Genomic DNA, 20,404 nt, shown 5'->3' with positions numbered 1-20,404 from the left:
TATCGTTTCAGGGCTGGGGGCGTTTCCCGCGCAGGTCGAGGGCTCCGGAGACCATCGCGCTGTTCAGTCGGGCGAGCGGCCTCCAGCCCCGAACAATCAGCTCGTCCAGGTCGTCGGTGAATCGTGTGAGACGCTCGCAGCCATCCGCCGTCACCAGAACAGTATCGGAGTGCCGAAAGCCGCCCCCGGGTGAGGACCCGGGCGATACATAAATGCCGGGCTCGACGCTGACGACCATGTTCTCGCCCAGCTCGTCCTCGGAGCCTTCCGCGAGCCAGGGGGCCTCGTGGTTGCCCAGGCCGATTCCGTGTCCGAGTCGGTGAAGTCGGCAGTCCTCGCCTTCAAATCCTCTGGCCCGGAGGAACTCGGAGACCATGGCATCCAGCTCTCCGCAAGATAGACCGGGGCGGATCGATCGGAAGACCAGGTGCCGAGCCTCGTTCATCGCTCGGAAGACACCTCGCGACTCGGCGTCGGGCGGGACCGTGAAGTAGGTCCGCTCGCATTCGGCGGCGTAGCCGTTGACCCGAAGGAAGGCCAGGGCGACGTGTGCCCCCGGGCCGAGCCGGTCGTTGAGGTCGGGGACCGAGTGCGGCTGCGCGCTCCTCGGCGCGGGCCAGGTTGCCATCAGGACGCGAGTCGTCAGCGGCTCAAACGGATTCTGCTCCCGGATGATCGTCTTCGTGAGTCCCCCGGTCCGGGCGTAGCAGGCCGCGGCCGTTGCCCCTCGATAGGAGGCGTCCAGGAGTCGGCCAACGGCGAGGTCGGCGTATCGGGCCGCCCGGCGGATCATCGCAATCTCTGCCGGAGTCTTGACGGCTCGGAGTTGCTCGACCAGCGGCACGGCGATCACCTCTCGGTCGGCGATCTCGTCCGAGAGCCCCCGGGCGAGCGAGGGCTCGATGCCAATCCGACGGGCCGGGCCGATCCGTTGCAAGAGTTCGTCGATCCATCGCCTCCCCTCGGGCGCCGGGTATTCGCGATAGGTGTGAATGGTCCCGACAAGGTGGCTCGCCTTGCGCATGTGGCGCTCGTCGAGCCGGGGGACGATCAATTCCGGCTTGCGGTCTCGCCCCGGGCCGACGAGCAGGAAGAACGGTCGTTCGAGCGGCTCGAAGCCCGCCCCGGTCAGGTAGTAGATGCTGTCGAACGAGGAGACCAGGAAGAGGTCGAGGCCGGCGCTCTTGACCGCGTCGCCGAGGCGTTCCATCCGCTCGCGATATTCGTCAACGGTGATCTGAGTCATCGCTCGATCTCTCCGCCGGCCTTCGTGGCGCTCCCGTCCTGATCGACCTCGGCCGCCGCATTCCGGATCAGTCTGGCGAGGAATCCGATGAGGGCGGCGTAGTCCTCCACGCCGATCCGTTCGTCGGTGCCGTGAATCCGCTCCAGGTCGTCGCCCGTCACCCGTAGCGGCAGAAAGCGGTAGATGTCGTCGGCGATCGCCGCGTAATGCCTCGAATCGGTCGCGACCATCGAAAGGCCCGGCGCCACGATCGAGCCGGGGTAGACCTCGGCGATCGTCCGATGCAGCAGCTTGAAGGACGGCGACGCGGTTGACGAGACGGCCGAGGCCTCCGAGCCGACGTCCCACCGCTCGATATTCACCTCGTCGTCGCCGACCAGCGTCATGATGCGATCCCGGACAGCCTCTGCCGAATCTCCAGGCCGCAAGCGGACGTTGATTCGGGCTTCGGCACGCCCAGGGAGCGAATTGCCGGTCTCGCCGCCCCGGAACACCGTGACCGCGGTGGTGGTGCGGATCAGCGCGTTCAACGAGGGCTCGTTCGAGAACTGAGCCGCGATCAGCCCCCCGGTCAGCCAGCGGTTGGCGATCGCCGCGCGGCGGGGCCAGGGCATCTCGGGCCCGAGGTGGTCGAGCATCGCGCCGGTGGCACCGTCGAGCCGAGGGGCAAAGGGGTTGGCCTCCAGGCGAGCGATCCCCGAGGCGAGCCGGCCGACGGCCGTCTGTCGCGGAGGCATCGAGGAATGCCCACCGCCCGTTGCCACCAGGTCGAGCAGAGCATTCCCCTTCTCGGCAATCCCGACAAAGGCTACGGGCGCGTTGATCCCGTCGATGATTCCCTCGGTCAGCCCACCCCCCTCGTCCAGAACGAATCGGAAGCGGACGCCTTGTTCCTGCAGCGCCTGGGCGATCACGCGATTCCCTTCCAGGCCGCCGACCTCCTCGTCGTGGCCGAATGCGAGATAGACGTCGCATGCCGGCCGGAAGTCGTCGATCAGGAGCCGCTCGACGGCCTCCAGCATCCCGAGCGCACCGCACTTCACGTCCAGGGCCCCTCGGCCCCAGATGAAGCCGTCGGCGATCGTCCCTGAGTACGGGGGATGGGTCCAGTCGTCCTCGGTCCCGTCCTCGACCGGAACCACGTCGAGATGGGACATGAGCAAGATTGGCCGTTGGGTCGGGTCGGTCCCTTGCCATCGGTAGAGCAGGCTGTGCCCGCCGAAGACCTGCCGATCAAGCCGCTCGTGGACCTTGGGGAACGACTCGGCCAGAAGGTCGGCCATCGCGTCGAAGGGCGTGGGATCGAACGGCTCCCTCTCCCCCGGGGCGACCGTCCGGAGCCGAATGGCGTTCCCCAGCCGCTCCGCGAAACCTTCCAGGGGCTCGATCCGATCGGCCGGAGGAATGTCGAGTTGCTTGCTGCGAAACCCGAGCGTGTTGACAGCGAGGATGGTCGGCAGCGTGAGGACCATCCCCGCCATGCCGACTCCACCTCGGCGGAGCCATTGCCGGGTCCAGCCAACCGGCCTTCGGGATTGATCAATCGACGTCATTTGGCGGTCTCCGTTGCCTGCGAGTTGAAGTCTGGGTCCGAAGGGTTCGCGATCAGGTCGGCGATTACGCGATCGAGGCCGGCGACGACCCGGGCCATGCGGTCGAAGTCGAGCTTGTCTGGTGTGTCTTCGGGAGTGTGATACTGGGGATAGCGGAAGGGCGCGGTGTCGGTCACCATCACGGCGGGATAGCCCTCCTGCCAGAACGACCAGTGATCGGACCAGCCGACGCCCGGAAGGCCTCCCGGTAAGGCCGTGCCCTCGGAGGGGAAGGCCGCGTGCGATCGGAACGACCCGACGACGCGCCTGACCAGCTTTCGCGAGGCGAGATCCCCCACGAACCCGATGAAGTTTCCCCGGGACGGATAGAAGGCGCTCAGCGGGAACGGGTACTGCTGGCTCCCGGGCTCATCGGAGTAGAAGCCGATTGTCTCCAGGCAAAGCATGGCGACGACCGCCTCGCCCCGCGCTCGGCATCTCCGGGCGTAGACCCGGCTGCCCATCGTTTCGGTTTGGAAGAACGGTGGCTCTTCGTTGGTGAACAGCACGAAGCGAAGGGTGCGGTCCGCCACCGACCGCTTCGCGGCGAAGGAATGGGCGAGGGCGAGCGTTGCCGCGACTCCGGAGGCGTTGTCGTTGGCCGCCGGGGCGTCGCCGCACGAGTCGTAATGGGCCCCGACGACCACGATCTCGTCGGGCTTCCGGGAGCCTGGGATCTCGACGATCAGGTTCGAGCAACTCCGCCCCCGGACCTCGAACGACTGACGCTCGACCTCGTACCCGAACCTCGACAGTTCGTCGCCGAGAGCATCTGCTGCCCTGGCCAGCCCCTCCTGGTTGCCGTCCAGCGACCTGCCGCCAATCTCGACGGCAAGGAGATCGACGGATCGCGCGAGCATCGCTCGCAGGGACTCCTGCTCCTGATCGAGAGGCGGCAGCGGCCCCCGATGACTCCGGCCTGGCATCCGAATCATGGCGGAATAGCTCCCGATCGCGGCCCCCAGAAGGGCCAGGGTCATGATGCCTGCAGTGATCCGCACGCGACGGGCGAAAGCGGGGCGTCGCGTCATTTTCCTGGTTCCTCGATCGGGGGGCTCGGGTGCATATGGGCCTGCCCCGGCTCGGTGCCCTCAGGAATGCCGGGACGGCGTGATCAAAGGGAGTGGTCGAACCAGTGACTTGTCATAATCCAACTTGCGTGCCGCGGACGATGCGAAATTCCAAATCGTTTTCTCCAAAAAGGTTCGGGAGACCGTGTCGACTCGGTCGGGTTGAGGGGGCTTGAAGAAGCGCGACATTTTTTGCACGGTTCCAACATTAATTGTCGTCTGCTCGTCGATTTCAGGAGTCTCGTCGATGGCCCTTCTCAGCCCGGCGGAGAATCGGATCGCCGGAGCGATTGCCGGGATCGGCTATTGCAACCCGTTCCTGCCCGATCGCCTGGAACTGGAGCGACAGGCGCTGGGAGATGCGTTCGTCGAGGTCGGCTCGGTCATCTGGGCCCGACCGGGAGTGCCGATCGAGCGGTTGTTCCCGAATGTCCTCCTGCTGAGGAGGCGCGCCGAGACGCTCGTCGAGGAGATGCGTTCTCGCCTGGTGCAGGGCCAATCGGCTTCAGAAGAGGAACTCCTCCTCTACGAGGACCTCGCCCTCTACCTGCTCTACAGCCATCACATGAGCGCCTTCGACGGCCTGGTGATGCGGGATCGGGAGGGTGATCCCGTCGGGTTCTGGAAGGAGTTTCAAGGCGAGTTCGAGCGGCTGCTTCGCATTCCGGGGAGGCGGCTCCCTTCGGCTCACAACCCGGCGGTGATCTTCGCCGGTTTCTATCAGATCGAGCGGGCGTTCGCGCACATCTTCCAGAAGATCATTGGCGGCTCGATGCCGGCCGCCAGGCTCCGGGCGGCGGCCTGGGACTCCATCTTCACCCGAGACATGCGCCGCTACACGCGATTCCTTCACGACCGGATGGCCCCGATCACGACCCTGATTACGGGCCCTTCAGGCAGCGGAAAGGAGCTTGTGGCCCAGGCGATCGGTCGGTCGCGCTATCTTGCCTTTGATGAAGAGTCCCGGCGATTCAACCGATCAGACTATACGCCGCTGAACCTGTCTGCCTTCAGCCCGACCTTGATCGAATCGGAGCTGTTCGGCCACGTCAAGGGTGCCTTCAGCGGGGCCATTGATCGCAAGGGGTGGCTGGAGCAATGCTCTGGCCCCGACGACACGGTGTTCCTGGATGAGATCGGCGAGCTCGCCGAGGCGATTCAGGTCAAGCTGCTCCGCGTTCTCCAGGACCGGCGCTTCGTGCGGGTAGGCGAGACGACGACCCGGCCCCGGGAATTCCACGGTAAGATCATTGCCGCGACGAATCGGGACCTCAGCGCCGCGATGCGAGACGGACGATTCCGCGAAGATTTCTTCCACCGCCTCTGCGACGACCACATCACGACCCCTTCGCTTGCCGATCAACTGGCCGACCCCGATCGAAGAAGCCAGGAGCTGACGGAACTGGTCCGGTTCCTCGCCAGCGAACTCCTCGGCGAGCTGAGCCCCGGGCCTGACGGGTCGTCCGAGGCCGAGCGACTGGCCCTGGAAGCCGATGCGCTGACCCGGGAGGTCGTCGATTGGATCGAGAAGAACCTGCGAGACTATTCCTGGCCCGGCAACGTTCGAGAGCTCAGCCGATGCGTCCGGAACGTCATGGTCCGTGGCTCGTATCGGCCCCCTTTGCCGACGGCCCAGGCCGGCAACCGCGGGCCGGTCGAACAGTACCTCGATCAGGTCCGAGAGGCCTCGCTCTCAAGCGATGACCTGGTCGGCCGTTACTTCGCGATGGCCTACCACCGGACGGGAGCGAATTACAAGGAGGCAGGGCGCCGCCTCGGGGTCGATTGGCGAGTCGTCCGCTCCCGCCTCGATCGGGCATTTCTTGATCAAATCCGATCCCGGGCGGATCAATAACCTCGACATTCGAGGCGTTGGCTGCGTCTCCCGGAACGGGGCACGTTTTCAAAAGCAACCCGCCTCGATCATCACCTCCCGGACCGTTTTCAAGTCCTCTGATCCCAGCCCGGATCGCCTCGGACAGAGCCGGCCAGGCCCGGCTCCAGCGGTTGCTGCAAGACCGCCAGTTCCCGGCGGGGGCCTGCCGACAGCGGATCGTCTTGTCCACCGAGCCGGACTGGCTCCACGAGCCGAGCAGAGTCGCCGTCTACCTCGACGGCATGAGCCGGGGGCTGCACGGCGATCCGAAGACGGCCCGGCGGGACCAGCTGCTCCGAGGCATGCTCGAACTCGACGGCGACACGGTGATCGTCGTCCAGTCCCGGGACCTGGACGACCCCCAGGCGGTCCGCCAGCACCTCAAGAACCTCGCCCAGGCGCTCGGGCGATCGGACCTGATCAGATAGAGATTGTGCCGGTTGTAACGATCTTGGACCTCTGCCTTCGTAAGATGTTTCGATCCTTGAAAGAAACCCACGGTGAGGAGATTGGAGGCTATGGCGACGGTTTCGGAAGTGTCTCGTCTCCTGGGCGTTGACCGAAATAAGGTGAAGCGATGGGCGGAGTAGTTCGCCGAGTATCTGAGCCTCACCGCTCGACCTGCCAAGGGCCGGGAGCGTCAGTTTTCCGAAGCCGACTTAAGAGTGCTGGCAGTCGTCGCCGAGCATTTGGAGTTGGGAAACGACGAGGACGCCGTTCACTATGCTCTCAACAGCGGTCGGCAGTACGACGAGCCACTGCTCAAACTCGCCCGGCTGAACAGCCCGATCTTTCAGGAGCCGTCCGAGGAGATGGACGAGACGTGGCGGCACGGGGCACTTATGGGGGGGATGGCCTGCCGTGATCTGCCCCAGGTTGCGAGGGCCTACAAGTTGGCGGCGGACGAGCTTCTGAAGCAAGCCCTATCGGAGTATGAGCCGCACGAACTGGACTACCCAGTCCTCTTCCTCTACCGGCACACCGTCGAGGTCGATCTCAAGGCGGCGCTGGACAACCCGCCCGAACATCATGGACTTCCCCACGGATGGCGGGCGCCGAGTTAACGGTTTATCCGGCTCGTTCGTACTCGGCAGGTGACATGTAGCCCAGCGACTGGCCTTCCTTGCATTCCACCCGGCCCATGCTGACCTTGCCGATCGCCTCGCCCGTGCCGTCACCGAGCATGCAACTCCCGTCGGCAGCGGCACCGTGGCCAGGACCAGTCGAATCCCCGTCGAGCAGCGGGCCGAGGCGGCCGTGATCGCCTGGATGCGGCACCGGACCACCGCATATGACTCGATGGCGATCCCCCGGGTCAAGGGGAAGCGGCGGGAGGTCCGGCGGATGCTCGCCCGGCGGTCCCAGGAGTTGCTGGGCCGATACCGGCGGGGGGAGCCGGCGGGAGAAGGATGCCCGCTCAGGGTGGCGCTCGGCGTCGCAGCTTCCGAGACCCGGGATCGGCAAGATGGCGGCCGCCCGGCCTCGGAACCCACCGTGCGGACACCGGCGGTTTGACGGCGGGTCCGGCGAGGGGGACAATCGGCGTCGGCCGGGATGTCCCGGAGGCCCTGGACCCTCGTCAGCCCGATTGCATGAGGCATCCGTCATGGCAAGCTCCATCGAGTTCCTCGACCGTCGCCGCTTCCTGGGCACGGGGATCGGCCTCGTCTCCTCCCTTGCGGCGGGTGGTGCCGTCCACCTGCCGGCCTCCGGGGGCGATGGCGACGACCGAGATGGCGGTGGCCTGATCGCCGGCATCGGGCGGGAGGTCATCTTTCCCGGGCGCCGGGGAGGGACGACGTGGTTCCACCCCCGACCCTGCATGGTCCCCGCCGCCGACGGCCCCGTCGCCCTGATGACCCTCCAGTCCATCGGCGGCTCCGACGTGTTCGGGCCGGTCCACTGGACGACCTCCCCGGACCTGGGCCGCAGTTGGAACCCGCCGGATCCGATCCCGGGGCTGGGGCGACGGGACCTTGGCGACGGTTGGGAGGTGGGCGTCTGCGACGTGGTGCCCGAGTACCATGCGCAGACGAACTCCGTCCTGGCCATCGGGCACAACGTCTACTACGAGGGCGGCGTCCTGGCCCGGCCCCAGCGGAGGCGATGGCCCGTCTCTGTCGTCAGATCCCCGGATGGGCACTGGTCGGAGCCCAGGCGGCTGGAGTGGGACGATCCTCGGGGCTCGGCGATCTATACCTGCGGCTGCTCGCAGCGGGTGGCCCTCGACGACGGCGACGTGCTCGTCCCGCTGTCTTTCGGACCCGAGGGCCGCACCCACCGCTCGGTCACGACCGTGCGCTGCTCGTTCGATGGCAGGGATCTCCGCATCCGGGACGTGGGCTCCGAACTGGTCGATACGAGTGGTCGGGGTCTGCTGGAGCCCTCGCTGGCCCGCCTGGAGGGACGCTTCTACCTGACGATCCGGGCCGAGGACGACCGGGGCTACGTCTCCGTCTCCGACGACGGTCTGCGCTGGGAACCGCAGCGGCCCTGGTGCTGGGACGACGGCGAGCCGCTGGTCATGTCCACCACCCAGCAGCACTGGCTGCCGCACTCGGACGGGCTGTTCCTGGTCTACACCCGCAGGGATGAGGCGAACGTCAACGTCATGCGCTGGCGGGCACCCTTGTATGTCTCCGAGGTGGACCGGGACCGCTTGCGGCTGATCCGGTCGTCGGAGCGGGTCGTCCTGCCGCTGCTCGGCGACGGGATCGACGACCCGACGCACGTGGCCCGCATGGGCAACTTCCACACGGTCGCCGCCACCCCGGAGGAGTCCTGGGTAACCGTGGGCGAAACCCTGCCGGAGGACGGATGGCGGGGCGACACGCTTCTGGCCCGGGTCCGCTGGTGCCGTCCGAATCGCCTGGCGCCGACTTGATCCCCCGCCGAGGAGCCACACCATGACCGTCCGCTGGCGCTTGATGCTGTTGCAGACGCTTGCCCTGCTCGTCATGCCGGGATTGGCATGGTTCGACGACGACCCGGAGCCTGAGGAGATCGCTCAGGCCGAATCCGACACCGAGGCGCCCGCCGTCGCCTTCGAGGGGCTTCCCAACGGCCTCCGGATCACCATCGGCGGGGAGCCCTTCGCCACCTATCTCTTCGATCAAGGCCAGATCCCTCGCCCGTTCCTGGAGCACCTCCGCACTCCCGGCGGGTTGCAGGTCACCCGCACCAACCCGCCGGTCGAGGGCGTGGATATCGACGACCACCCGACGTTCCATCCCGGGCTCTGGCTGGCCTTCGGCGACCTTAATGGGGCAGACTCCTGGCGGAACAGAGAGCCCATCCGGCACGCCGGGCTCGTCGAGGAACCGCAGGGCGGGCCGGGCCGGGGCCGCTTCGCCGTCCGGAATCGCTACCTCAAGGACGGCGAGGTCATCGCCGAGGAGGTCTGCCGGCTGGAGATCCTGGTCCGGCCCGCCGGCACGCTGCTGGTCTGGGACTCGGAGTTCCGCCCCATGGGCGGCGCCCTCGCCTTCGGCGACCAGGAGGAGATGGGCCTGGGGGTCCGGCTCGCTACTCAATTGGCGGTGGTCAACGGCGGGCGGATCACCGACAGCGAGGGGAGAGTCAACGAGGCCCAGGTCTGGGGTGCGCAGGCCGACTGGTGCTCCTACGCCGGGGAGATTGACGGCAAGCGGGTCGGCCTGCTGCTGATGCCCGACCCCGGCAACTTCCGCCGCCCGTGGTACCACGCCCGGGACTACGGCCTGCTCGTGGCCAACCCGTTCGGGCGCAACGCCTTCACCGGGGGCGAGCCGAGCCGGGTGATCGTCGAGGCGGGCGAGACCTTGCGGCTGAGGTTCGGCATCCTGGCCTTCGACGGCGAGCCCGACCCGGATGCGGCCTACCGGGACTTCCTGGGGCAGATCGGCCACGGCGGGTGATCCAACCCCCGAGGTCGGGTTGCCTCAGTGGCCAAACCGATCCAAAACCGTCTCAAAGGGCACGAGCCTGCCGCCGTCATGCCCTCCTTGCCAAGATCAAGGCCCCCTGCGTACACGACGAGGTCCGGTAGCCGGTCCAGCCGTGGACCACGGCCTCCACGAACCCGGCGTCCGCCAGCATCCCCAGGAGCGACCGCTCCCAGATCGCCCCGGCGATTCAGTCGGACCAGGAGCCCTTGCTCGCCGCCTGCTCTGGCGTGACGTGCGGCTCCAGCAGGATGTCGGCCATCTGGAGCCGACCGCCGGGCTTCAGGACCCGGACGACCTCGGCCAGGACCGCAAGCTTCTCGGGGCAGAGATTGAACACGCCATTGGAGATGACCAGGTCGACCGACTTATCGGGCAGCGGCAGTCGTTCGATCCCGGCCAGCAGGAACTCGGCATTCGCCGTGCCGAGGGCCTCGGCGTTCCTCCGAGCCTTGGCGACCATCCCGGGCGTCATGTCCACGCCGATCGCCCTGCCGGACGCCCCGACCCGGCGTGCCGCCAGCAGCGTGTCGAAGCCCGCCCCGCATCCCAGGTCCAGGACGGTCTGACGGAGCTCGGGCTCGCCCAGGGAGAACGGGTTGCCCACGCCGCAGAACGACTCGGTCAACGAGGGCGGCAGAGCATCAACCTCGGCAGCGTCGTAGCCAAGGGCCTTGGCGCTCTCGGGTCCGACCGGGAACCGCTCTTCCCGATCGGGGTCCGTGGCGACCTTGCCGAAGCGGTCGAGGATCGAGGAACGGAGGTCGTCCGGCAGGTCATCAGGGGGAGTCATCGTCGGTCCTCCGTTCTCAGAGCTTCTCCATCTCCAAGGATACCGACCCTTTGACCCCGACGACAGGCGGGGCGAGAATCGTCCCCGGTCGGCCTCCCGCCATCCAGGGGCGAAGGCCGACGGCACGATCCCACTCGCCCGCTCGCACGCCGGAGGAGACGGGTCGCCCGATGTCCCCGCAACTCCGGGGTCACGGCACCGCCATGCCTCCCCGGCGTCGAACCGATCGGAGACCCTCCACATGCGTCTGCATCCTTCGCCCATCCTGCCCGCCCTCCTGATCGCCCTGATCCTCCCGCTCACCACCCAGGCCCAGGACGAGGGCGGCTGGGTCTCGCTCTTCGACGGCGAGTCGCTCGACAGCTGGACCGTGCGGGGCGGCTTCGCCACCTACGAGGTCGAGGACGGGGCGATCGTCGGCACCACCGTCGAGGGCAGCCCCAACACGTTCCTCTGCAAAGGCGACTATGCCGACTTCGAGCTGGAGTTCGAGGTCAAGCTCGACGACCCCCGGCTCAACTCGGGCGTGCAGGTCCGCAGCCATGTCTATGGCGAGGGCTCGGAGCGGCCCGGCGTGGTCTACGGCCCGCAGTGCGAGGTCGCCCGGAACGAGACCGGCACGGCGGGCCGCTTCTACGACGAGGGACGCAGGGGGCAATGGCTCGCCGAGATTAATCCGGAGGCGGAAGACGCCTTCGAGGACGGCGGCTGGAACCGCTACCGGATCGTCGTGCAGGGCGACCGCTACCGATCGTGGGTCAACGGGGTCGCCGCCTCGGACTTCACCGACGACCTGGACGATCGGGGCTTCATCGGACTCCAGGTCCACGGCATCCCGAAGGATGAGGGGCCGTATCGGGTCCGCTGGCGGAACATCCGCATCCGGGAACTGGGGCCGGGGGAGGAGCCGGGCGGGCCGACGCCCCCCGAGGGCTTCGAATCGGTCTTCAACGGGCGAGACCTGTCCGGCTGGGAGGGCAGCCCCGCATACTGGTCGGTCGAGGACGGCTGCCTGACGGGTAGGGCCGACGGCTCGCTGGATTACAACCGCTTCCTCGTCTGGCGGGGCGGCACCCTCCGGAACTTCGAACTGAGGGTCATGGTGAAGGTCTCGCCCCGCGGCAACAGCGGCATCCAGTATCGGGGGGCCGAGCGGCCCGACCTGGGCGAGTGGGTCGTCACCGGCTACCAATGCGACGTGGTGTCCAACCGGCCCGACTACGACGGCATGCTCTACGAGGAGCGGGGTCGCCGCATCCTGGCCCACACCGGGGAGCAGGTCGTCATCGACACCGAGGGGCAGCCCTGGGTCGTGGGCGAGTTCCCGCTCAAGGCGTTCGAGCCGGGCCAGTGGCACGAGTACCGGGTCGTGGTCGAGGGGAACCGGCACCGGCACTGGATCGACGGGCACCCGACGGTGGAGGTGATCGACCTGGACGATCGGGGACGGTCGCTCGAAGGCGTGCTGGCGGTCCAGGTCCACGTCGGCCCGCCGATGACGATCCAGTATCGGAACTTCTCCCTGAAGCACCTGCCGGACGACCTGCCCCTGATCACGCCCGAGCAGGCGGCCATACCATCCGATGCTCGCAAGGTCGCTCCCCAGGGGCGGGACAGGCCGAGGACGCCCGATGCGGATTGAGCCGCCTCTTGAAGCTCGACGTTCGTGCGTGTCGAAACGGATCGTCGGGACGACGTTCGGCGGTCGGCTGATGAGACCCGCCGAGGGGTGGAGACCGGGCCGGTCACGATCGCCTCACCTTTCCCGCCAAGGATCGTATCCGGGTCGAACGGACTGACCCAGCCAGGCGGAGACGCATGACGGAGATCCGACGAGCGCACCGGGCCGACCTCGCCGACCTCCGCCCTCGGCCTGATCCCGAAGACCGACCGGGCCGCCGTCGGCACGGTTCTGGCTGCCCTGGAGGATGGATCATTGGAGCGACGAACTCCCATCGATCCCAAACCATCTCGCTGAAGAGTTGGGCAAACCATGGGTATCTACTCCCGGCACATCTTCCCCCGCCTCTGCGATCGGGCGATGCGGCGTCCCGAGATGGCCCGGCTCCGCTCCGAACTCCTCGTCGACGTGGTTGGCGAGGTCCTGGAGATCGGCTTCGGCACGGGGCTGAATTTGGAGCACTATCCCGAGCACGTCCGACGGCTTTCCGCCGTCGACCCCGGCGAGGGGATGGGTCGCATCGGTCGGAAGAGGATCGCCCGCAGCACGGTGGAGGTCGACCATCGTCTCGCCGTGGCGGAAAGCCTGCCGTTCGAAGACGATCGCTTCGACTGCGTGGTGTCGACCTGGACGCTGTGCAGCATCCCGGATGTTCGGCGGGCGCTGTCCGAGGTCTACCGGGTGCTGAAGCCCGGCGGTCGCTTCCTGTTCCTGGAGCACGGGCTGAACGACGACCCGTGTGTCCGACGCTGGCAGCATCGGCTGACCCCGATCCAGCGGGTGCTTGCGGACGGCTGCCGGCTTGACCTGGACGTGGAGGCGGTCGTCCGGGGGCAGCCGTTCCGGGAGGTGGAGGTCGAACGGTTCCTCCTGGAGGGGACGCCCCGACTGCTCGGATCGATGTATCGGGGAGTGGCGAGGAAGTGATCGGCGATCGATCGAGCAGGACCAAAGTTCTCGATGGATGACAATGAGGAAATCACCCCGCCTCGGTCACTCGCCCCCGCCAGACTGTCCATACGCCTCCCTGATCCGCTCGACCCGATCCCGGTTCACGCCGAGGTCCGAGTGCCCGACTCGGGACGCCGAGCGGACGTGGATGACCTGCTCGTCCTCATCCACCAGGAACTCCAGGTCGTCGATGAACCCGAACACCAGGCTGGTCGCCTCGGCATGGAGGTAGCCGTTCCGCTCGTCGACGATCCTCGTCCGGGGCATCGCTTCCAGGACCGACTTGAGCCGACCGAGCGCCTCCGACGCCGACCCACGGAGCGGGAGGGGCTCGACCCGGTGCTCGGGGTCGTCGGACTGCGATGAGACGCAGTTGGGGGAGTCGGGACAGCCTGCCAGGCGACCGTCCTCGACACCGAGGTTGGCTGGGGACTTCGAGGGCAGGATGCGGTAGACGATCAGGACGGCGATCGGGACGATGAGGGCGAGGACCTGGGCGAGCTTGCGGGTTCGGGTCATCGGAGATGCATGTCCGAGGGGAGGCTGGACGGAGGGTAGGGTCGATGCTCTTGCGAGAGATCATCGAAGGGCGTGACGGTCGCCGGAGGCCCTCGGACCAGGATACCCTTCTCCCACCGGACGGACCACGGGCCCGGGGCAGAGGCGTGTTTGCTCATCCGGGCGACGACTCGGGAGCCGGGGGCTTGATCATGACGAAGAAGAAGTCGAAGCCGAGGTCGCCGTTCGAGGGACGCTGGCACATCGTCTCGATGAGCGCCTGGGACGTGGACGACCTCGACGAGGAGGAAGCTTTCATCGAGTTCGAGGTCGACCAGCGGGGCGAGTTTCGGTTCGGCCTCGTCCAGGGCATCATCGACTCTCGGGAGGGGGTGCGGGACGGCAAGCCCTGCATCGAGTGGTCCTGGGAGGGCAGCGACGAGATGGACCCGGCGATGGGGCGGGGATGGGCGGTGCTAGAAGGCGACCTGCTCTTCGGCAAGCTCTTCTTCCATCTGGGCGACGAGTCGGCGTTCCGGGCGGAAGGAGCGGCGTCGTCGAGGGGAGGCTGACCATGCCCGACGAGGCGAGGATGAACGAACCGACCAAGGTCGAGGCGATCGTCGAGACGGCGGCCTACGTCGACGACCTGGACGTCGCCGAGGTGTTCTACCGGGAGTGCTGGGTCTGGAGGTGATGAGCCGGGAGGCGGGGCGGCACGTCTTCTTCCGGGTCGGCGACGGTGTCCTTCTCGTGTTCAATCCCGTGACGACGCTCAAGGGCGACACGCTGCCTCCGCACGGTGCGAGGGGACCGGGGCACTTCGCCCTCGGCATCCGTGCCGACAAGCTGGACGACTGGCGTCGGAGGCTCGAAGCCCATGGGGTCGCCGTCGAGCAGGAGGTGGAATGGCCCCGGGGCGGACGGTCGATCTACTTCCGGGACCCGTCCGGCAACTCGGTCGAACTCATCACGCCGGGGCTCTGGGGGCTGCCGGGCGGGTGGTAGCACACCTGCCTTGCCGGGCGGATCGCCTGCCCCTAAAACACTTTCGGAAGACGGGACTTGCTGCTATCAACCGGGAGGCGACCATGAAGGCGACGTTCGGGGCGGGATGTTTCTGGGGTGTCGAGGAGGCATTCCGGCGGATACCGGGGGTCACCGACACGGCGGTCGGCTACACGGGCGGGCACACGGAGCGCCCGACCTACGAGGCGGTCTGCACCGACCAGACCGGGCACGCCGAGGTCGTCCAGGTCGACTACGACCCGGACCAGGTCGGCTACGATCGGCTGCTGGAGGTCTTCTGGTCGATCCACGACCCGACCCAGCGGGACGGTCAGGGATGGGACCTCGGCTCGCAGTACCGCTCGGCGATCTTCTACCACGACGAAGAGCAGCGCAAGGCGGCTGAGGCGTCGAAAGAGCAGTTGCAGGCGAGCGGTCGTCTCGGGCAACCGATCGCCACGGAGATCGTGCCGGCGTCGACGTTCTGGCGGGCCGAGGAGTACCACCAGCGGTACCTCCAGAAGACCGGCGGCCCGGGGTGCCACATCTGAGGACGGAGGACGGTCGGGGATCCGTGGAGGGAGGTCCTGGAGGCGGCCTTCGAGCCGGGCTTGATCCTGAATGTCCCCGCCCATCGGCAGGCCGAGGAGCGAACCAGCCCGACCCTCGCCAGTCAGGCCCGGAATTTCTCGCTGATCCGGTCGGTGGTGGCGAATTCCCGACGCTGCTCCTCACCGACCTCCTCCGAGTCGGGCTCGTCCGCCACGACGAGCATGATCGAGTTGACGACCCGCCGCTCCGACTCGTCGGGGGCGATGATCTCGGCCTTGTGCAGCACGCCCAGCGGGTTCGTCCGTGCCTCGGAGAACGGCAAGCGACTGTTGTTGATCAGCAGGATGCGGGAGTGGCCCTCGGCGGGCTCAGGCAGTTCGGTGAGGTGCGGTGCGAGTAGTTCCTCCCCCTTGCGATACATGGGGTTGAACTCTTCCAGGAACCGCCGGGGCTCGATCCCCAGGTCGTATGCACAACGGGCGTAGTCGGCCAGGGACAAGCGGCTGTGGACCACCGAGGGCTCGTACCCCAGCATCAGCAGGGACCTGTCGGGAGCCCCGTCCAGGTGGAACTTCGTCGTCTCTTGCTGGTCGAAGCGTCCCATCGATCGGAAGCGGAACGGGGAGATGCCCCGATCGGCGGCGACACCGTCCAAGTGCCGCTTGAGCAGGAGCATCAGGGACCGGAGGTCGTGCGAGCCGACGCCACGCCCCAGGTCGATCAGGCAGAAGCCGGGGGCCGAGAAGTCGACCCGCCAGACCGCATCGAAGACCCGCCCGGCGTGGTTGGCGAGCATTGGTTCCGGCGACTCCGAGAGGTCGAGGAGGTATTCGTCGGCTGTCCGCACTGTCCTTGCTCCACCTGCCCTCGTTCCCTCGCCGCCCGGTCAAGGTGTCCATCGCTTCAGGACGCTCCTCCAGGGGCCGCTCCGATCGTACCGGAACGACCGTGACGTGTCGGCCTGTCCGGCGGAGGCCGATGCCCTGGCGGATGCCGTCCAACGTCGCCGGTCGCCCCGACACCTCTGCATTGCCCCTGCTTGGGCGTCGTCAGGCTGATGGCCCCGACGCAACGCCCACCGAGGCGTCCCTTCTTGCACGGGCGGCGACGATCTGGTCCCATGACGCCGAGGACCCCATAGGAGGAACCGACGCATGCAACGACCGCCAATCGCCCGGACGACGACCCTGATCGCCGTGCTCGCCACCCTGGCGTCCTGCGTCCCCGCCGCCGGGGCGGAGGACGCCGACGAGTCGGACGGGGTACTCCGGCTCGCCACCTGCCAGTTCCCCGTCTCGGACGACATCCGGTCCAACGGCGAGTGGATCCGATCCCAGATGCGCCAGGCGAGCGACGAGGGGGCCAACCTGATCCACTTCCCAGAGTGCGCCCTGTCCGGCTACGCCGGGGTCGACCTGCCGTCGATCGATGGCCTGGACTGGGACGCCCTGCACTCGGAGACCGAGGCGATCCTGGCGACGGCCCGAGATCTGGGCGTCTGGGTCGTCCTGGGCAGCACCCACCGGCTCGGCGGCGACCACCGGCCGCACAACAGCCTCTACGTCATCAACCCCGAGGGCCGGATCGTCGACCGCTACGACAAGCGGTTCTGCACCGCCGGCGACCTGGAGCACTACTCGCCGGGCGACCACTTCGTCACCTTCGAGGTCGACGGGGTCCGGTGCGGGCTCTTGATCTGCTACGACATCCGCTTCCCGGAACTGTACCGGGAGTACAGCAAGCTCGGCGTGCGGCTGATGCTGCACTCGTTCTACAACGCCCGGCAGAAGCCGGGGAGCATCCACCCGGAGATCATGCCGGTGACGGCCCGGGCGTACGCCGGCGTGAACAACATGTTCGTCTCGATCAACAACTCGTCGGCCCCGAGGAGTTGGCCGAGCCGGTTCATCACGCCCGACGGGCTGGTCGGGGCGAGGCTGCCGACCGACGAGCCGGGGGTGATGGTCAACGTCGTGGACCTCCACGAGCCCTACTACGACGCCAGCGGCCCCTTCCGTCCCGATGCGCTGCGGGGCAAGCTGAACAGCGGCGAGGCGGTTGACGACCCCCGCTCGGAGGATCGGACCTCGTATTGAGGCCGCACGAATCCGCACGCCAGGGCCCGACCAGGCCACGGCCACGAGTCGTTCAGGATCGGCGGTCCTGCGTCCGATTGCCCTGATCGGATGCGGGGCGACCCTCCCTGCCCGGCAGGACCCCGACCACGACCTCGACGCCCACACCCAGGCAGACGCCGACGGCATAACAGACCAGGTCGGACCAGAGGAAGCCGTGCCCCAGCAGCAGCGCTCCGAGGGTCGTCCGGCGGATCGAGTCGATCCAGGGGGCGTGGTACAACTGGCTGACCTCGACCAGGACGGAGACCAGCATCGCCAGCGAGGCGACCCGTCCCGTGGCAGCCCCGGGCAGGAGCAGCCCGAGCCCCAGGAACGCCGCCGTCGCCCAGAGCGTGTCCCCGGCATAGGTCGCCACGAGGCCGGGCAGGTGGGGAGCGAAGCGCCGGGAACCGATGCCCAGGGCGATCGTCAATGCGAACAGGGCGATCCACAAAATCGGTGGTCGTCTCCAGGGCACGGGGCTCATGGCCCGTTCCCTCCCGCCCCGATCATCCGCAAATAACGATCCGCCGAGCGGTGGACCGCAGCTTTGGCGTCCTCGGGGATCGCCAGGTCGAACATGAACCCGTAGATGCGGTCGAAGGCGAACGGCTCGACGGCGGCAACCGCCCTTCGCACCGCCTCGGCGGGTAGCGGGATGTAATTCGGATAGCTGGACATGAAGCTGACATGGCGGCGGTCCATGCAGACCTGGAGGATGTCGCCGGACAGCAATGCCCCCTTCTCGTCGGCACCGGCGGGCCAGTGCAGGACCGTGCCGCCCTCGAAGTGCCCGCCGCAGCGGACCAGGGTGATCCCGTCGTGGAGCGCTTTGGTCTCCCCGTCCCAGAATTCGAGCGCCGGATCGGGACGCATGACCCACCGGCGGTCGGCGGAATGCAGATAGATGGGGACGCCGCCGAAGGCCCGGCTCCACTCGACCATCGACGAGTAATAATGCGGGTGCGAGATTGCGATCGCCGACAGCCCGCCCAGGTCGTTGACCACCCGGATCGTCGCCTCGTCGATCAGCGAGACGCAGTCCCAGAGGAGGTTCCCGCCGGGCGACCGGACCAGCAGCGCCCGCTGCCCGATCCCGAACTTCGGCGTGGTGCCGAGGCCCGTCAGCCCCGGCTCCTCGGTGCGGATCTGGTTCTCGTGGTCGGCCCGGAGTCGGTCGAGGGTGGTCCACTGCTGACCCTGCCAGCCGATGTACTGGCGCTCGTCCTCGCAGATCGGGCAGCGGTCGGGCGGCTCCGGGGACTCGGCGTGCTGGGTGCCGCAGGTCGTGCAGATGAAGTGGGGCATCGGTCGAGTGCTCCGGGGCTGGCTCGTGACCGGCAAGGGCGAGGCGATCCGCCCCACACCGTGGTATCCTACCAGATCGCCGGACGCCGGGGTCTCGGCGACGGATGCCCCCCGATGGTTCCCCAAGTCGGAAGAGAGCCGTGGCCGTCCCCAAGACCAACGCCGTCCGCCTGCTGGAGCGCCAGGGCATCCCGTTCGAGCTTCGGGAGTACGAGGTCGATCCCGACAACCTGGCCGCCGAGACGGTCGCCCGCAAGGTCGGCCTGCCGCCCGAGCGGGTGTTCAAGACGCTGGTGGCCCGTGGCGACAAGCACGGCGTCTGCCTGGCCGTCGTGCCGGGCGACTGCGAGCTTGACCCGAAGGCCCTGGCGAAGGCAACGGGCGACAAGAAGATTGACACCGTGCCGCTGAAGGAGGTCGAGCCGCTGACCGGTTACGTCCGGGGCGGCGTGACCGCCCTGGCATGCAAGAAGAGCTACCCGGTCTTCCTGGACGAGACCGCCGAGTTGTTCGAGATCATCTCGATCTCGGCCGGTGTGCGGGGACTGCAAGTCCTGCTCGCACCCGGCGACTACATCAGGGTGACGAGCGCCAAGGTCGCCTCAATCGCCAAGGACAAGCGGTGAAACCCGGCGACCGATGAGGTGTGTCGGAGATCGGGGAACGCTTCATGACCGACCCGGACGACATCCTCTCCTACAACCGCATCGCCTGGGACCGGCAGGTCGAGCGGGGCAACCGCTGGACCCTCCCCGTCGACACCGGGGTGATCGCCCGGGCCCGCAGCGGCGACTGGTCGATCGTCCTGACGCCCTCCAAGCCCGTCCCCGTCGACTGGTTCCCGCCGCTCGGGGGGCTTGATGTCCTCTGCCTGGCGGGCGGAGGCGGGCAGCAGACACCGGTGCTCGCCGCCGCCGGGGCGAACGTCACGGTCCTGGACAACAGCCCCGCCCAACTCGACCGAGACCGGATGGTCGCCGAGCGGGAGGGGCTCACGATCGAGACCGTCCGGGGCGACATGGCCGACCTGTCCGCCTTCCCCGACAACCGCTTCGACCTGGTCGTCCACCCCTGCTCGAACGGCTTCGTCCCCGACGTGCGCCCCGACTGGCGGGAGGCGTTCCGGGTGCTGCGTCCGGGGGGATCGCTGCTCTCCGGCTTCACCAACCCGGTGCTCTACCTGTTCGACGAGTCCGCCCTGGATCGGGGGGAGTTCCGGGTCGCCTACTCGATCCCGTATTCGGACCTGACGAGCCTCGACGACGAGCAGCGGCAGAGGCTCGCCGAAATGGACGAGCCGCTGATCTTCGGGCACACCCTGGAGGACCAGATCGGCGGGCAGGTCGCCGCCGGGTTCGCCCTGACAGGCTTCTACGAGGACGTGGACCCGAACTCGCCGCTCGCCGGGCGGATCGCCACGTTCATTGCCACGAGGGCGACGAAGCCCGGCTGAGGTCGATCGGGCATACGACAACAGGGCGGGAATCCCGTCCCACCGGTTGCTCGATCGTACAAACTTTGTAATCCACCGAAGCTGATCGTCCGGTCGGCTTCATCCGACCGGACGACTCTCTACTCGCTACACCTCGACGACGACCCTCGCAGCCGATTCGGATCGGGCGACCCGACGGGCTAGCTTTCTGTCAGAAAACACGGCTCCGTACCGTGCAATCGCATCATTTTGATCCGGATGTGAGACTGGATTAGACTCTCGGCTCGTCGTCGGTGGATGTGCTGAGATTACCCGATCCTGTCCACTTGAGACGAACAACTTCGTTTTCCTATAGGA

22 protein-coding genes and 1 pseudogene are annotated in these 20,404 nt (G+C 67.5%); 15 read left to right on the top strand and 8 right to left on the bottom strand.

The features are described from left to right. Positions 1-7: 7 nt before the first annotated feature. Genes GA615_RS26430 through GA615_RS26420 form a run of 3 tightly spaced genes read right to left on the bottom strand, consistent with a single transcriptional unit; the run spans position 8 to position 3,869 of the window. The gene (locus tag GA615_RS26430) at positions 8-1,246 is read right to left on the bottom strand and encodes a M24 family metallopeptidase (protein ID WP_152054353.1); all 1,239 of its coding nucleotides are present in this window, start codon (positions 1,244-1,246) and stop codon (positions 8-10) included. Continuing rightward, positions 1,243-2,799: a M20 family peptidase gene (locus GA615_RS26425; RefSeq protein ID WP_152054352.1), complete on the bottom strand. Its 1,557-nt coding sequence runs from the start codon at positions 2,797-2,799 to the stop codon at positions 1,243-1,245. Before GA615_RS26425 ends, GA615_RS26430 begins: the two co-directional genes overlap by 4 nt. Further along, entirely contained in the window at positions 2,796-3,869 is a 1,074-nt protein-coding gene (locus tag GA615_RS26420) for a M28 family peptidase (RefSeq protein ID WP_201750338.1), read from the bottom strand. Before GA615_RS26420 ends, GA615_RS26425 begins: the two co-directional genes overlap by 4 nt. Positions 3,870-4,155: 286 nt before the next feature. Between GA615_RS26420 and GA615_RS26415 the strand changes: the two genes are divergently transcribed. From GA615_RS26415 to GA615_RS26390, 6 genes and pseudogenes are all read left to right on the top strand, one after another. Then, the gene (locus tag GA615_RS26415) at positions 4,156-5,763 is read left to right on the top strand and encodes a sigma 54-interacting transcriptional regulator (protein ID WP_152054351.1); all 1,608 of its coding nucleotides are present in this window, start codon (positions 4,156-4,158) and stop codon (positions 5,761-5,763) included. 203 nt (positions 5,764-5,966) lie between these two features. Further along, positions 5,967-6,212 carry a hypothetical protein gene (locus tag GA615_RS26410; RefSeq protein WP_152054350.1) on the top strand — a complete coding sequence of 82 codons (246 nt, stop codon included), beginning with the start codon at positions 5,967-5,969 and terminating at the stop codon, positions 6,210-6,212. A gap of 237 nt (positions 6,213-6,449) precedes the next feature. After that, a complete protein-coding gene (locus GA615_RS26405) occupies positions 6,450-6,848 on the top strand; it encodes a hypothetical protein (RefSeq protein ID WP_152054349.1) in 399 nt (132 codons plus the stop codon). Between the two features lie 49 nt (positions 6,849-6,897). Continuing rightward, positions 6,898-7,299, top strand: a pseudogene (locus tag GA615_RS26400) (DUF2293 domain-containing protein); the annotation flags it as partial. A 91-nt stretch (positions 7,300-7,390) separates the two neighbouring features. Beyond that, on the top strand, positions 7,391-8,668 hold the full coding sequence (locus tag GA615_RS26395; RefSeq protein ID WP_152054348.1) for an exo-alpha-sialidase: 1,278 nt from the start codon (positions 7,391-7,393) through the stop codon (positions 8,666-8,668). Positions 8,669-8,690: 22 nt separating this feature from the next. Continuing rightward, entirely contained in the window at positions 8,691-9,680 is a 990-nt protein-coding gene (locus GA615_RS26390; protein ID WP_152054347.1) for a DUF6807 domain-containing protein, read from the top strand. A gap of 76 nt (positions 9,681-9,756) precedes the next feature. On the opposite strand, the gene GA615_RS26385 is transcribed toward GA615_RS26390, so the two are convergent. Next, the gene (locus GA615_RS26385) at positions 9,757-10,500 is read right to left on the bottom strand and encodes a methyltransferase domain-containing protein (RefSeq protein WP_449343059.1); all 744 of its coding nucleotides are present in this window, start codon (positions 10,498-10,500) and stop codon (positions 9,757-9,759) included. A 241-nt stretch (positions 10,501-10,741) separates the two neighbouring features. Here GA615_RS26385 and GA615_RS26380 point away from each other — a divergent pair, with 241 nt between their 5' ends. Both GA615_RS26380 and GA615_RS26375 read left to right on the top strand, forming a co-directional pair. Then, positions 10,742-12,142 (top strand): 3-keto-disaccharide hydrolase, encoded by a 1,401-nt coding sequence (locus GA615_RS26380; protein ID WP_152054345.1) that lies wholly within the window; start codon positions 10,742-10,744, stop codon positions 12,140-12,142. Positions 12,143-12,493: 351 nt separating this feature from the next. Then, positions 12,494-13,108, top strand: coding sequence for a class I SAM-dependent methyltransferase (locus tag GA615_RS26375; protein ID WP_152054344.1), 615 nt, complete (start codon positions 12,494-12,496; stop codon positions 13,106-13,108). A 66-nt stretch (positions 13,109-13,174) separates the two neighbouring features. Here the strand turns inward: GA615_RS26375 and GA615_RS26370 are convergent, their stop codons facing one another. Further along, on the bottom strand, positions 13,175-13,651 hold the full coding sequence (locus GA615_RS26370) for a DUF1499 domain-containing protein (RefSeq protein ID WP_152054343.1): 477 nt from the start codon (positions 13,649-13,651) through the stop codon (positions 13,175-13,177). A 266-nt stretch (positions 13,652-13,917) separates the two neighbouring features. Between GA615_RS26370 and GA615_RS26365 the strand changes: the two genes are divergently transcribed. From GA615_RS26365 to msrA, 4 genes are all read left to right on the top strand, one after another. Continuing rightward, positions 13,918-14,202, top strand: a complete 285-nt coding sequence (locus GA615_RS26365) for a hypothetical protein (RefSeq protein ID WP_201750337.1) — start codon at positions 13,918-13,920, stop codon at positions 14,200-14,202. Positions 14,203-14,204: 2 nt separating this feature from the next. Beyond that, positions 14,205-14,327 carry a hypothetical protein gene (locus tag GA615_RS28515; RefSeq protein ID WP_261343977.1) on the top strand — a complete coding sequence of 41 codons (123 nt, stop codon included), beginning with the start codon at positions 14,205-14,207 and terminating at the stop codon, positions 14,325-14,327. Next, positions 14,327-14,638, top strand: coding sequence for a VOC family protein (locus tag GA615_RS26360; protein WP_201750336.1), 312 nt, complete (start codon positions 14,327-14,329; stop codon positions 14,636-14,638). Before GA615_RS28515 ends, GA615_RS26360 begins: the two co-directional genes overlap by 1 nt. Positions 14,639-14,721: 83 nt before the next feature. Next, positions 14,722-15,189: a peptide-methionine (S)-S-oxide reductase MsrA gene (gene msrA / locus GA615_RS26355; protein WP_152054342.1), complete on the top strand. Its 468-nt coding sequence runs from the start codon at positions 14,722-14,724 to the stop codon at positions 15,187-15,189. A 122-nt stretch (positions 15,190-15,311) separates the two neighbouring features. Here msrA and GA615_RS26350 read toward each other — a convergent pair whose 3' ends face one another. Then, positions 15,312-16,037: a hypothetical protein gene (locus GA615_RS26350; protein ID WP_152054341.1), complete on the bottom strand. Its 726-nt coding sequence runs from the start codon at positions 16,035-16,037 to the stop codon at positions 15,312-15,314. A gap of 307 nt (positions 16,038-16,344) precedes the next feature. On the opposite strand from GA615_RS26350, the gene GA615_RS26345 reads away from it, so the two are divergent. Next, positions 16,345-17,286 carry a carbon-nitrogen hydrolase family protein gene (locus GA615_RS26345; protein ID WP_152054340.1) on the top strand — a complete coding sequence of 314 codons (942 nt, stop codon included), beginning with the start codon at positions 16,345-16,347 and terminating at the stop codon, positions 17,284-17,286. A gap of 52 nt (positions 17,287-17,338) precedes the next feature. Here the strand turns inward: GA615_RS26345 and GA615_RS26340 are convergent, their stop codons facing one another. Continuing rightward, the gene (locus GA615_RS26340; protein WP_152054339.1) at positions 17,339-17,794 is read right to left on the bottom strand and encodes a ribosomal maturation YjgA family protein; all 456 of its coding nucleotides are present in this window, start codon (positions 17,792-17,794) and stop codon (positions 17,339-17,341) included. Next, positions 17,791-18,615 (bottom strand): MBL fold metallo-hydrolase, encoded by an 825-nt coding sequence (locus GA615_RS26335; protein WP_152054338.1) that lies wholly within the window; start codon positions 18,613-18,615, stop codon positions 17,791-17,793. Before GA615_RS26335 ends, GA615_RS26340 begins: the two co-directional genes overlap by 4 nt. Before the next feature lie 140 nt (positions 18,616-18,755). Here GA615_RS26335 and ybaK point away from each other — a divergent pair, with 140 nt between their 5' ends. Continuing rightward, positions 18,756-19,241 carry a Cys-tRNA(Pro) deacylase gene (ybaK, locus tag GA615_RS26330; protein ID WP_152054337.1) on the top strand — a complete coding sequence of 162 codons (486 nt, stop codon included), beginning with the start codon at positions 18,756-18,758 and terminating at the stop codon, positions 19,239-19,241. A 44-nt stretch (positions 19,242-19,285) separates the two neighbouring features. Next, positions 19,286-20,068, top strand: coding sequence for a class I SAM-dependent methyltransferase (locus GA615_RS26325; RefSeq protein ID WP_152054336.1), 783 nt, complete (start codon positions 19,286-19,288; stop codon positions 20,066-20,068). Positions 20,069-20,404: the final 336 nt, after the last annotated feature.

Source organism: Tautonia marina, from assembly GCF_009177065.1.
Taxonomy (GTDB): Bacteria; Planctomycetota; Planctomycetia; order Isosphaerales; family Isosphaeraceae; genus Tautonia; species Tautonia marina.
This window is presented reverse-complemented; position numbering and strand designations above follow the sequence as displayed.